Origin of the sequence: Thermanaerothrix sp., assembly GCA_026417795.1 — a bacterium.
Classification (GTDB): domain Bacteria; phylum Synergistota; class Synergistia; order Synergistales; family Synergistaceae; genus Thermanaerovibrio.
The window spans coordinates 25485-37351 of sequence record JAOACP010000003.1 but is presented as its reverse complement, the minus strand read 5'-3'; the positions used below and the strand labels follow the sequence as shown (position 1 = coordinate 37351).

The window sequence follows — 11867 nt, the reverse complement described above, 5'->3', positions numbered from 1 at the left end:
CCTCGTGGTAGAATTTTCAGCAGGTTTCACATCCTCAATCGGGAGGTGTTGTGGAGTGAGGAAGTTTTGGGTTTTAGGTTTGGCCGTGGCGGTTCTTGCCATGGCGGCGGGTTGTGCCCTTGCGGGGGAGATCAAGGTGGGTTATCTCACCGCCCTTACGGGGGACTACGCGGGTTACGGCCAGACGGAGCTCAGGGCGGCCCAGCTGGCGGTGGAGGAGATCAACGCCAAGGGCGGCGTGTTGGGGCAGAAGTTGGTTTTGGTTCCCTACGACTGGCGGACCAGGACCGAGGACGCGGTTAACGCGGTGCGCCGCATGATAGACCAGGACAAGGTGGTGGCCATCATAGGGGCCAACGCCTCGGGGGCTAACATCGCCACCGCCCCCATAGTCAACCGTTCCAAGGTGCCCCAGATAGGCACCGTCTCCACCAACCCCCTTGTCACCGTGGATGAGAAGGGCAAGGTCCGTCCTTATTCCTTCCGCATCTGCTTCACCGACCCCTATCAGGGCAAGGTGCTTGCCAACCTGGCGGCGGTCAAGTTGGGCAAGAAGAAGGCCGCCATGCTTTACGACGTGGCCTCCGACTATTCTCAGGGGCTCAGGGAGTTCTGCATCAAGGAGTTCGAGAAGTTGGGCGGCAAGATCGTGGCCGATGAGGCTTACAAGGGCGGCCAGGACACCGACTTCAGGGCTCAGCTTACCAACATCCGCAACTCCGGCGCGGAGGTTCTCTTCCTTCCCGGCATGGGCAAGGAGATGGCCCTCATAATCAAGCAGGCCAGGGAGCTTGGCATGAAGGACCTCATAATAATGGGCGGCGACGGCTACGCGGACTTCATGTATGAGATAGCGGGGCCCGCCCTGGTGGGGACCTACTGGGTCAACCACACCTCCCTGGAGGATCCTGGCATGCAGCCCTTCTTCAAGGCTTATAAGGCCAAGTACAAGGACGAGTGCAAGGAGTTCGTGAACGGCGTCTTGGCCTACGACTCCGTCTACTGGCTTGCGGACGCCATAAAGAGGGCCGGCAAGGCGGACGGCACCGCCATCGCCAAGGCCCTTGAGGAGACCAAGAACCTTAAGCTTCACCACGGCGTGCTCTCCGTGGATCCCAAGGATCACAACCCCCTCAACAAGACCGCGGTCATCCTGAAGGTGGAGAAGGACGGCAAGGCCCACTTCTTCACCAGGATACAGCCCAAGTAGGGTTTTTGAACGTCCGAAGGCGCCCTGGTGGTTAGGTTTGACGGGGCGCCTTCGGGATGTTAAAATCCTTCCCGTTCGGGGCGTAGCGCAGTCTGGTTAGCGCGCTTGGTTCGGGACCAAGAGGTCGGAAGTTCGAATCTTCTCGCCCCGACCATGTCATGTACGGAGGCCCTAAGGGGTCTCCGTTTTTTTATGGCTCCCTTAGGTTGGTAGGCGGGCGGTTTTGTCTTCGAGGGTGTGCTTGCCCTTTACCTTTAGTTATCCTCCATCGGCTTCCCTGGTAATTGGCCGTCCTCTTGCCCTTTCCCTTAGGTCCATCATAAGGTCATCCGTAGGCTTATCGGTCAGGCGGGCAACGGGAAGCCAGACAATTGACTATAAGTGACTTTTGTTGTAAGATTTGCTGTGAACGGGGGTGTTATGGGATGGAGAAGGATCGGATCGTGGCGCAGAACCGGAAGGCCCGGTTCGACTACTTCATCTTGGACACCCTGGAGGTGGGCATAGTTCTCACCGGTACTGAGATAAAGTCGCTCCGGGAGGGCCGGGTGAACCTGAAGGATGGTTATGCGGCAGTTAAGGACGGGGAGCTTTGGCTTATAGGGGTTCACATATCTCCCTACGAGAAGGGAAGCTACTACAATGTGGATCCGGAGCGGCCGAGGAAGCTTTTGGCCTCCAAGGTGGAGATTTTAAGGCTCCACCAGAAGGTGCGGGAGAAGGGGCTTACGCTGATCCCCCTTAGGATATACATCAAGAATAACCGGTGGGCCAAGGTTGAGCTTGGGCTTGCGAAGGGCAAGGCGCTGCACGATAAGAGGGACGCCCTTGCGGAAAAGCAGGCGAAACGGGAGATGGAAAGGGCAGTGAGGTCCAGGTAGCCGTATACCTTTGGTTTGAGTCCAAGGCTTTTAGGTTGGCAGGTCATGTGGACAAGCGGGTTGGGTGTACGGTATCCTTGGATTGAGAAATCAGGGTTTTCCCGTTTAGTTGGCGAAGCGAAATGTAGAGAATAGGGGGCGACAGGTTTCGACGGCAAGCGGAGGGTTTAGGAGAGCGAGCCGAGGTTGGGGCAGCCTCGTAAATAAGGTCCCAAAAAGAAAAACGCCAACGATAACTATGCTCTGGCTGCTTAGTTAGCAGCCACGTCCTCCGGCGCTTCGCCGCCGTGCGCTGGAAGGGCGTCAATCAGGCGGCTGGAAGACCGGCGTAGCCGCCCGGCCGGTTTTCGAGACTCTAGGGAGGCTCGAGGAGGGGTATCCCGTCCGTGGGAGACCGGTCCTTTAAACCTAAAACGCGGACTACGCTCGTAGCGCTCCTAGGCTGGCCATTGTCGGACGGGGGTTCGATTCCCCCCGCCTCCACCAATAGCAGATCTTAGGGCTTTTCACAAAGTCTTCCAAAGTCGCAAAAACATAGTCCAGAACTGGCTTTATCCGCCTTTAGCCCCTGCATATCCTCTCAGGAAAATGCCCCCTAGCGCGAGTTACCACCGTACATGAAACCGTACATATCCGGACAGATGGTGTTATCATGTACGGTGAGGTGGTGGGGGTGCTGTAAGATCCGAAGATTAGGCCATCATGCCTCGTTGTTTGACGGCCTTACGGTTTTTGCCCTCCCTATATTGTCGCCATAAGGAAATAGCGTCCTCTGGATTGTAGATCCCCTTGGCGGTGTAAAATGTGGCGTATATTACACATGGGAGGGTGAGGCCATGTTCTCGTGGTTTCTCTACGGGATCGCCGGATTGGCCCTGTGCGCGTCCTATGCCAAGGATCGGGAGAGGACGAAAGCCGCTTTGCTCAAGGCCTTGAGGTCCTTTGAGGGTATACTGCCGCAGCTGCTGGGGGTCCTGCTCCTCATAGGCATCTGCATGTCCATGTTGGATCCATCGGCCATAGGAGCTTTGCTTGGCAAGAGCAGCGGTGTAGAGGGAGTGGCCTTGGCCCTGGCGGTGGGATCCGTAACCCTGATGCCCGGTTTCGTGGCCTTCCCCTTGGCGGCGGCGCTTCTCAAGGCGGGGGCGGGCTACGCCCAGATTGGGGCCTTCGTATCGTCCCTCATGATGGTGGGAGTCGTGACGTTCCCCATGGAGGCAAGGGTAATCGGCCTAAGGGCGGCCTTGTGGCGCAATGGCCTTGCCCTGGCTTTCTCCGCCATCGTGGCTTGGGTCTTGGGATGGGTTATGGGATGAATGGGATGAGAAAGGCCCTTACAAGATACCGCTTCTTCCTCGTGGTGGCTTTCGCGGTGGCGGCCATATGGATTTACAAGCCCTCCATTGGGGCAAGTGCCTTGAGGTTGAGCGCCCAGAACCTCTTGGAGATGCTGTCGGTTATACCTCCTATCTTTGTCCTGCTGGGGCTTCTTGACGTGTGGGTTGACAGATCCACCATGATCCGATTTACCGGCCACGGTTCTGGTTTGCGGGGCGTCCTGGTGTCGTTCCTTTTGGGATCCGCCGCGGCGGGCCCCTTGTACGCCGCGTTCCCCGTGGCGGAGGTGATGATGGCCAAGGGGGCCAGCCTCTTTAACGTCTTGGTGTTTTTAGGCGCCTGGTCTACCACAAAGGTTCCACTGCTGATGTTCGAAATGGCAAACCTAGGGTACAAGTTCGCGTTGGTAAGACTTGCCATGAGCGTTGCGGGCATAGTCCTCATGGCTCGCCTTATAAGTTTCATGTTAGCCCTGGGTGGGAAAGCACCGGATGCCTTGGATGACAACTGAGGAAAGACAGCCCCTTGACTTGGAGCCGAGAATGTGAAATTATCGCCACATATGGCGGCGAGATTCAAGCCTTTGAGGGGGTATCAATAGTTGTCTTGCGATTGCAGAGCCGAAGGGCACCATAATTCTAATCATCATCATGACGGTCATGGCCATCACCACCACCATCATCACGTTTCTGCTGGCGCCTCGGAGGGTAGGCTTGCGCTGGCCCTTGTTTTAAACCTTCTTATCACCCTGGCGGAAGTGGTTGGCGGCCTTGTATCCAACAGCCTGGCCCTTTTGTCCGACGCGGTGCACAATCTCTCCGACGCGTCTTCATTGGGTGTAAGCTGGCTGGCCATGAGGATAGCCAAGATGGAGAGGACCCCTTCCCATTCCTTCGGCTTTAAGCGGGCGGAGGTGCTGGCCTCCCTTCTAAACACCGTGGCGTTGATGGGCATCGGGGTGTTCCTCCTGGTGGAGGCGATTCGAAAGTTCTTGCACCCCGACGTCATATCCGGAGGGGTTATGCTCTCCGTGGCGGTGGTGGGCCTTGTGGGCAATCTGCTCACCGCCTGGCTTCTGCACCGGGACTCCAAGGAGAGCTTGAACGTGAGGTCCGCCTATCTTCACGTTGTGATGGACGCACTGTCGTCGGTAGGGGTCATAATAGCTGCCATTTTGGTAATGAAGTTTGGATGGTACTGGCTTGACCCTCTTCTTACCCTTGGGGTGTCCTTGTACGTTCTAAGAGAGTCCGTTCCGCTGCTTAAGGAGTCGGTTCACATCCTCATGCAGGGAACCCCGGAAGGGGTGGACGTTGAGGAGCTTGTCCGCCAGGTGGAGGATCTGCCGGAGGTGTTGGATATGCACCACATACACATGTGGACCACCGATGGCAGGGAGATCTTCCTTGAAGCCCATGTCACCTTAAGGGACTCCGCCAATGGACAGACCGATGAAATTCTCTCCAGCATAACCTCCATGATAAAAGGGCAGTTCCCCATAGCTCACGTCACCCTACAGATGGAGTTCTCCTGTTGTGTTGGGGGACCCTTTGAGTGCAGAGGCATGGACGTTAAAGCGGTTTGATCGCCCTTGCGGCATGGGACCGTCTTCGCCTGGTGCATGGATTTGGGCCGTCGCCTGGGGCTTTAACAATCGTGGAGCAAAAAAGAGGAGGCCCCTGTTTTTAGGGGGCCTCCTCTTTTTGATGAGCTCAGTTGAATTCCCTTAAGGCGCCTCTAAGGTATATTCCCCGTTTCACTGCTCTTGCCTGGTAGCGCAGCTCTACTGCTGTTTGACGCCCGACAGCTGGGATACGATGCCCGCAAGCCACGACAGCTGCTGGTTCATCTTGGAGATGGTCTTCTCCATGGCCACAAACTGGTTGTAGTAGGACTGCTGCATTATCTTAAGCCGGTTTTCAAAGTCCGATATCCGCTTGTCTATGGCCTTCTGTTGATCCTTTATGGAGCTTACCCTGGCGGCTATCCGGCCTTTTACCACCACCTCGGTGCCCACCGGCACCTGGGTGGTGTCCACCATGTTGCCCAGAAATTGGTCCAGCTTGTTCATCATGGAGGACATGAGGTTGGCCACCCCGTTGTTGTCGTCCCTCATCCGGGTCATGAAGGTCTCCACGTTGAACTCCAGCTTACCGCTCTTGCCGTAATTTGCTTTCTCTGTTGATATTCCGGCGTAGGTTATAGAGCTTCTGGTGCCGTCCTGAGAGAAGCCCATGGTGTTTAAAGTGCCGGTGGTGCTTATGGACAGCTTGCCAGGATCGTAGGTGTACTGAACCGAGTAGTTCCCCGTGGGACGTCTGCCGCCGGAGAGCCACACCACGCGGCTTTCAAAGGCCCCGTTGGAGTTCTCCACTGTCTGCACCATGTAGTCCACGCCCTCGGTGTATACCGTAGACCCCTGCTTCACCACCAGGGAGCCGGACACCGGAGGTGAGAAGCTCGGGGTGTAGGGCAAGAGATCCCAGCTGGATGCGGTGTTCCTGCTTATGGTGTCCGATCTGGTGGTCCGTCCGTCGGTGCTGTTCGACGTGGACCTTATTACCAGCTTGCCGTTTTCCACCGAAACGGATACGGGCATGCTCGTACCCTTGGGGTTTCCGCTGGTTCCAGCGGTCTCATCGGCGAGCCCCGTTAGCTTTGCCTTTATGTTCTCCAGTGAGTCGCTCTCCGACACCGTTATCCTTGCCCGCATGCCGCCTATGTCGATCACCATGTCGCCCTTGATGTTCAAAGGCGTGGTGGTGGAAATGTAACCCCTGGAGGAGTATGTGTTTGGAAGGTTGGTCAGCGGGAAGGATATGAGCTGCCTCATCTGGTCCTTTATCTGCCAAAGCAGCGGGTCCCCATGAAGGAGACCGAACTTCTTGTAGAAGTCGTCGTCCTTGGTGCTTTCGGAGGTCTTCTCCTTCTTGCTCTCCTCTGACAGCCTTATGTTTATCCAGTCCATCACGTCGTTGTAGGCGGTGACGAAGTTGTTAAGCCCCTCAACCGCGGCCTGGGCGTCCACTGTAACGTCCAACCGCACCGTTCCTGTCCCCACAAGGTTAAGCTTGACGCCCGCTATCAGGTCCTCCACGGTGTTGCTGTTCCGCTCCACCGCCTGACCGTCCACCTCAAAAAGGGCGTTTTGGGCTGCCGTGTATCCCGAGGTTCCCATAAGGCCAAGGCCGGTTCCGGAGAGCTTGTCACCCGATACCACCGTGCCGGCCACGTCCTGTAGGTAGAACACGTTATCGTTGGAGTAGTAGAGATACTTCACCGTATAGTTCGTACCCGAGGCGGGCTGTGAAGGAGATGTCCAGGTTATCTCACCCGTGGAGGAGTTATACGTGAAGTGCGTGCCCTCCACGTAGGTGTTGGCACCTTGGGTTATAACTATGGACGAAGGCCGAGGGGATGGGAGCGCCATGTTGTCCGTGGCCCCAGCTCCTCTTGTTATGGTTTCCGTGTCCTGGGAGTAGGTTACCTTGAAGTCAGACCCCGCAGCGGGCTTGTTTGCGCTAAGCCACGTTATGGTGCCGGTGGAGGCGTTGTAGGTGAAGTCCGTTCCGGACGCGTACGTCACGGATCCGGACTGGATGGTGACGGAGCTTGGATACCAGCCGTTGACCTCACGGGGAAGATAAAAGGTGTTTGAGCTCCCCATTTTGAAGGTCTCGGAGGCTTTAGGCCCCGATTTGCCAAGGCCCGTGGAGGCGCTCTCTATGACTATGCGGTTGTCCACTATCTTGCTGGTTATGGCCAGGTTGCTTCCGGTGCTGTCCACCGCCTTCTGTATCTTCAGGTTTATGTCCCGCAACGAGTCGGAGTTGGCCACGGTGACCTCCGCCCACTGTTTGCCCACGTATATCCTGAAGGTCCCGGACAGGTTAAGGGCGCTGCTTACGCTGTCGAATCTGTCGGAGGTCCTCCTCTCCGCCTTCGCCACCTGGTTGACCTTTATGGTCCACTGGTTTATCGCGGCGGAGGTGTCCGCCGTGGCGGTGAGGATCGCGTTGGCGGCCTTGCCGGAGTCAAGGCTGGTGAGCTCCGCCTGCTTCTTGTTGTAAGTGGAGGATAGTTTGAGGGAGGTGATGCTGTTCCTAAGCTGCTTCATGCCGGCGGAAAGCTCCTCGTAGAGCCCTTTCTTAAGCTCCAGCTTGTCCTTCTCCTCCTGCCATATCTTCTCCGGCTTTCTTGCGTTCTCCATTATCTTATCCAGCATGGTCCCCCAGTCTATCTGGGAGGATACGCCGGTGAACTGAAACAGAGGATCCCCCACGATCGGAGCCTCCTTTCCTGGTTTTGCTTTATTGTATTAAAAGTCGAACGCCGCCACAGACTATGCTTCCTCTGAACGGTTCAGCGTATTTTTCGGATTCACTGCCGTAAGACTTTACCTGTGGTCCCGTGTCATAAAAGCATTTCCCATCCGGTTGATCCGATGATTGTGCATAACAAGCCGGGAGAGGGCGGCGCCCCCTCCCGTGTACAGATCTCCTATTGCACCCCGTCGCTTTTGCCGTCCATCCATGCGGTCTTACCGGGACATCCGGGTTTGACGGACCATGGAACCTCCGTCCATCCCCAGGGGGTTATGATTATTGCCCTTATGTCTATCCCCTGATCCCTGAGGGCGCTTATGTGCCCCCCGAAGGCGCAGGCCTCCGCGGTTATCCAGTTGTCTGTGATTAGCCATATCCTGGAGCACCGCCCCCTGCCGAATATAGCCCCATGGTCTATGGCCATTCGCAGTGAGTCCTCAAACATTATGGGACCCACACCCAGCACCACCGCGTCTTTGTGGCCCAGGATCTCCCCACCGGAGGGCATGAGATCCGCAAATGCCTGAACCCATCCTATTTGGGGAAGCAGCGCCTCCCCGTCGGATTCCCCGTTGCCCCAGAAGAGATCCTCCGCCTCCACCGGGTACCTACGCTCCGATAGGTACGTCAACCACTGTTGGACCTGCTGAAGGAGCTTCTCCAGGTATCCAGGATAGCCACTGTCCATGGCGCTGAGTATTTGACCCACCGTAATGGGCTTATCCGGAAGGTCATCGGGGTGTAGCCTTTTCATATTTCTTCACCTCCCACCCCTTTTAATCCCTATGAGCATAGCACAGCAATCGATTTGAGCATATACTTTTACCACGTTCCTCTCTGGTTATGAAGGGGGTAAGTTGAAAACGTCCATCTCTGAGATGTATCCAGACAACTTCATCAGGTTTCTTGGCACCTCAGGCGCCAGGTTCTGCACCATGCACCAGATACGGTCCAGCGGCGGCATCTTCTTCCGCTATGGGGATTTCAAGGGGGTTGTAGATCCGGGTCCAGGGTGTCTCCATCACATATGCAGGGCAGTTCCGGAGTTGGATCCCACCGAAATGGACGGGGTGCTGATAACCCACCGGCATCTAGATCACTGCGGCGACGCCAACGCCGTGGTGGAAGCCATGGTGGGGGGAGGATACAGCTGCAGGGGCAGCCTTTTCCTCCCCGCCGATGCCCTTGGGGATGAGCCGGTGGTCTTCCGGTACCTTACGAAAAAGGTCCGGCAAAAGGTCATACTGGAGGACCTTTCGGACTATCCATTGGGGAGCCATGCCACGCTGAGACCTTTTAAACTCAAGCACCACGGGGTAATGACGTTTGGCTTTATCCTCAAAGGAGAAGGGCTCCCCACCGTGGGCATCGTGAGCGACACCGCCATGCTGCCGGTTATCTATCAAGTGGCGCAAGCAAGCGATATTCTAATCCTCAACGTGACGTTAGAAAGACGCAGGCAAAACCTTGAACACCTTTCCTTGGAGGACGTTGAGGATATTCTTAGGGCTTCTAAGGTGCCCTTGGTGTTTTTAACCCATATGGGAAGGGGCATAATCAAGAGAGGGCCCCATCTGGTGGAGGAGTACTTTAACGACCTCTTCCCCCATTCAAATCTTATCTGCGCCGATGATGGAATGGTGGTTGATTTGGCTCTCCGCCGGGTTGTGATGTTGGATGGGCTGTCCCCCAGGGAGGGGAGCCATTCCATGAACCATATCAAGGAGGATCTGATGGGATTTCCTTTGGGATCAGGGGTTGAAATGGGTAAAAACCGTCCATGACTTGCCGGGGAGGGGATTTAAGATGACCATCGACAGGCTTAGGGCTTTGGAGCTTCATAGGAAGGCGAGGGGGAAGATAAAGATATACCCCACCATAAACGTCAGAAACGAGGAGGACCTGGGGCTGGCCTACGTCCCTGGGAGCGTTTATCCATCCTTGGCCATAACCGAAGATCCGGCGTTGAGCTTTGACTATACAGGCAGGGGCAACCGTATCGCGGTGGTTACCGATGGTTCTGCGGTCCTTGGCATAGGCAACGTAGGGCCGGAGGCGGCGCTTCCCGTAATGGAGGGTAAGTGCCTCTTGTTCAAGCTTTTCGGCGACATAAACGCCATACCGGTATGCCTTGACACCTCGGACCCGGAGGAGATCATCCACCACGTAAGACTCATGGCCCCCACCCTTGGAGGCGTGAACATAGAGGACATATCAAGCCCCAATACTTTCACGGTGGTGCGGAAATTGAGATCCGTCCTGGATATACCGGTCTTGTGCGATGACCAGCATGGTACCGCTGTCCTGGTGTTGGCGGCCCTCAAAAACGCCCTTAAGGTTGTGCAGAAGAATTTGCCGGATGTGCGGATAGCGGTAATAGGTGCCGGCGCCGCCGGAGTCGCCACGTCGGAGCTTTTGTTGGCCGCGGGGGCCAGAAACATAGTGTGTCTTAACAGCGCCGGGATTTTGGGGGAGGACAACCCCAAGATGGACCACGTTCAAAGGGACCTGTCCTTGAGGATAAACCCCGAGGGCATTTCGGGAGGAATTGATGAGGCCTTGAGAGGGGCGGACGTGATGATAGGGCTTTCCAAGGGGAACCTGGTGACCGGCGACCACGTTAAATCCATGGCCTCAAGGGCCATAGTTTTCGCCCTGGCGCTCCCGGAGCCTGAGATACCTTACGAAGAGGCGGTGGCCGCGGGGGCCGCGGTGGTGGCCACGGGCACCGCCGAACATCCTAACCCCCTTCTCAACCTCCAGGCCTTCCCCGGGATAATGAGGGGTGCCTTGGACGTCAGGGCCAACACCATAACCGACTCCATGCTGTTGGCCGCCGCCGATGCCCTAGCGTCGGTCACCGAGGAACACGAGCTCTCCCCCCAGAACATCCTGGCGGATCCCTTTTGCGATGAGTCTGCCCCCCGGGTTGCGGAGGCGGTGGCGCAAAAGGCCGTGGAGGAGGGTATGGCATCTCTCCCGGTTCCCCCGGGGCAGGTGTACAACGACACCTGGCAGAGGCTCCACGGCAGCTCTCTGGTCAGGATATAAACCCCGGGGCGGGGATTTGCGAGGCCTTTAAACAACCCTTGCGTTCCCCGCCCCTTCCTTAAACCTGCCAACCAGAGCCGATTGGGTAAATCCGACTTCACAAAGGGCTCTCAGCAACTCGTCCTCCATGCTTGGATCCACTGCCAAAAGAAGGCCTCCGGACGTTTGTGGGTCAAAGAGAAGATCCTGAACCTCAAGCGGAACCTGTTCTCCCAGCTGGACCCTTGATGAAAAATGCTCCCTGTTAGAGTAAGCCCCGGCGGGAACCATGCCCATGGAAGCCATCTCAAGGGCCCCCTTCATCGGAGGGATCCTTGAGGACATTATCTCCGCGTCCATATCTCCTGCGCTCACCATGTCCAGGCAGTGCCCGATAAAGCCGAACCCGGTGACGTCCGTTGCGGCTCTTATGGAGGCGATAAGATCCTCCGGGAGCTTCCTTGGAAGGTCGTTGAGCATGGCCATCCACTTAACTGCCTCTGCAAGCGCATCTTCCCCCGCCATTCCAGCTTTGAGCGCCGTGGTAAGTATCCCGCTGCCCAAGGGCTTAGTTAGCACCAGCCCGTCCCCGGGTTTTGCTCCGGTGACCCTCCAGAGCCTGTCCTCTCGAACCTCGCCATAAACCGATAGCCCGTACTTGGGTTCGTTGTCCTGAACGCTGTGTCCTCCCGCAAGGCATGCTCCCGCCTCTTGGACCTTATTGGCTCCCCCTATGAGTATGCCCTTGAGTACCTCCAAGGGTTCGCAGGAGGTGGGAAACGCCACCACGTTAAGCGCCACCTTTGGCAGTCCCCCCATGGCGAACACGTCGCTTAATGCGTTTGCCGCTGCTATCTCCCCGAAAAGCACGGGATCATCCACTATGGGAGTTATGAAGTCCAGCGTAAGTATGGCAAGCCTCCCATCGCCTAAGCTCCACAGGGCCGCGTCCTCTCCGTTGTCCCACCCGGACAGAAGCCTTGGATCTTTAATGGAAGGGAGCCCCCTTAGCAGTTGGTCCAGCTCCGCTGGACCTATCTTGGCGGCTCACCCGCTGGTCTTGGCCCGTTCCGTAAGCCTCAT

10 protein-coding genes, 1 tRNA gene and 1 other RNA gene are annotated in these 11867 nt (G+C 56.8%); 9 read left to right on the top strand and 3 right to left on the bottom strand.

Annotated elements, in window-relative coordinates:
* Window positions 1–55 precede the first annotated feature (55 nt).
* The 7 genes from N2315_01180 to N2315_01150 all read left to right on the top strand — a co-directional run bounded on the left by N2315_01180 (window position 56) and on the right by N2315_01150 (window position 5014).
* Window positions 56–1210, top strand: coding sequence for an ABC transporter substrate-binding protein (locus N2315_01180; protein ID MCX7827806.1), 1155 nt, complete (start codon window positions 56–58; stop codon window positions 1208–1210).
* A gap of 76 nt (window positions 1211–1286) precedes the next feature.
* Window positions 1287–1364, top strand: a tRNA-Pro gene (locus tag N2315_01175).
* 271 nt (window positions 1365–1635) lie between these two features.
* Window positions 1636–2091 carry an SsrA-binding protein SmpB gene (smpB, locus tag N2315_01170; GenBank protein ID MCX7827805.1) on the top strand — a complete coding sequence of 152 codons (456 nt, stop codon included), beginning with the start codon at window positions 1636–1638 and terminating at the stop codon, window positions 2089–2091.
* A 134-nt stretch (window positions 2092–2225) separates the two neighbouring features.
* Window positions 2226–2577, top strand: a transfer-messenger RNA (tmRNA) gene (ssrA, locus tag N2315_01165).
* Window positions 2578–2927: 350 nt separating this feature from the next.
* Window positions 2928–3407, top strand: coding sequence for a hypothetical protein (locus N2315_01160; GenBank protein ID MCX7827804.1), 480 nt, complete (start codon window positions 2928–2930; stop codon window positions 3405–3407).
* Window positions 3404–3940: a permease gene (locus N2315_01155; GenBank protein ID MCX7827803.1), complete on the top strand. Its 537-nt coding sequence runs from the start codon at window positions 3404–3406 to the stop codon at window positions 3938–3940. The genes N2315_01160 and N2315_01155 overlap by 4 nt, the downstream gene beginning before the upstream one ends.
* A 90-nt stretch (window positions 3941–4030) precedes the next feature.
* Window positions 4031–5014, top strand: coding sequence for a cation diffusion facilitator family transporter (locus tag N2315_01150; protein ID MCX7827802.1), 984 nt, complete (start codon window positions 4031–4033; stop codon window positions 5012–5014).
* A gap of 198 nt (window positions 5015–5212) precedes the next feature.
* On the opposite strand, the gene fliD is transcribed toward N2315_01150, so the two are convergent.
* Together fliD and N2315_01140 are read right to left on the bottom strand one after the other, a co-directional pair.
* Complete coding sequence (gene fliD / locus N2315_01145) at window positions 5213–7711, bottom strand: flagellar filament capping protein FliD (protein MCX7827801.1); 2499 nt, start codon at window positions 7709–7711, stop codon at window positions 5213–5215.
* A 218-nt stretch (window positions 7712–7929) separates the two neighbouring features.
* Entirely contained in the window at window positions 7930–8508 is a 579-nt protein-coding gene (locus N2315_01140) for a hypothetical protein (protein MCX7827800.1), read from the bottom strand.
* Window positions 8509–8611: 103 nt separating this feature from the next.
* Here N2315_01140 and N2315_01135 point away from each other — a divergent pair, with 103 nt between their 5' ends.
* Window positions 8612–9538, top strand: a complete 927-nt coding sequence (locus N2315_01135) for an MBL fold metallo-hydrolase (protein ID MCX7827799.1) — start codon at window positions 8612–8614, stop codon at window positions 9536–9538.
* A 22-nt stretch (window positions 9539–9560) separates the two neighbouring features.
* A complete protein-coding gene (locus tag N2315_01130) occupies window positions 9561–10805 on the top strand; it encodes an NAD-dependent malic enzyme (GenBank protein MCX7827798.1) in 1245 nt (414 codons plus the stop codon).
* 27 nt (window positions 10806–10832) lie between these two features.
* On the opposite strand, the gene selD is transcribed toward N2315_01130, so the two are convergent.
* The gene (selD, locus tag N2315_01125) at window positions 10833–11867 is read right to left on the bottom strand and encodes a selenide, water dikinase SelD (GenBank protein ID MCX7827797.1); all 1035 of its coding nucleotides are present in this window, start codon (window positions 11865–11867) and stop codon (window positions 10833–10835) included.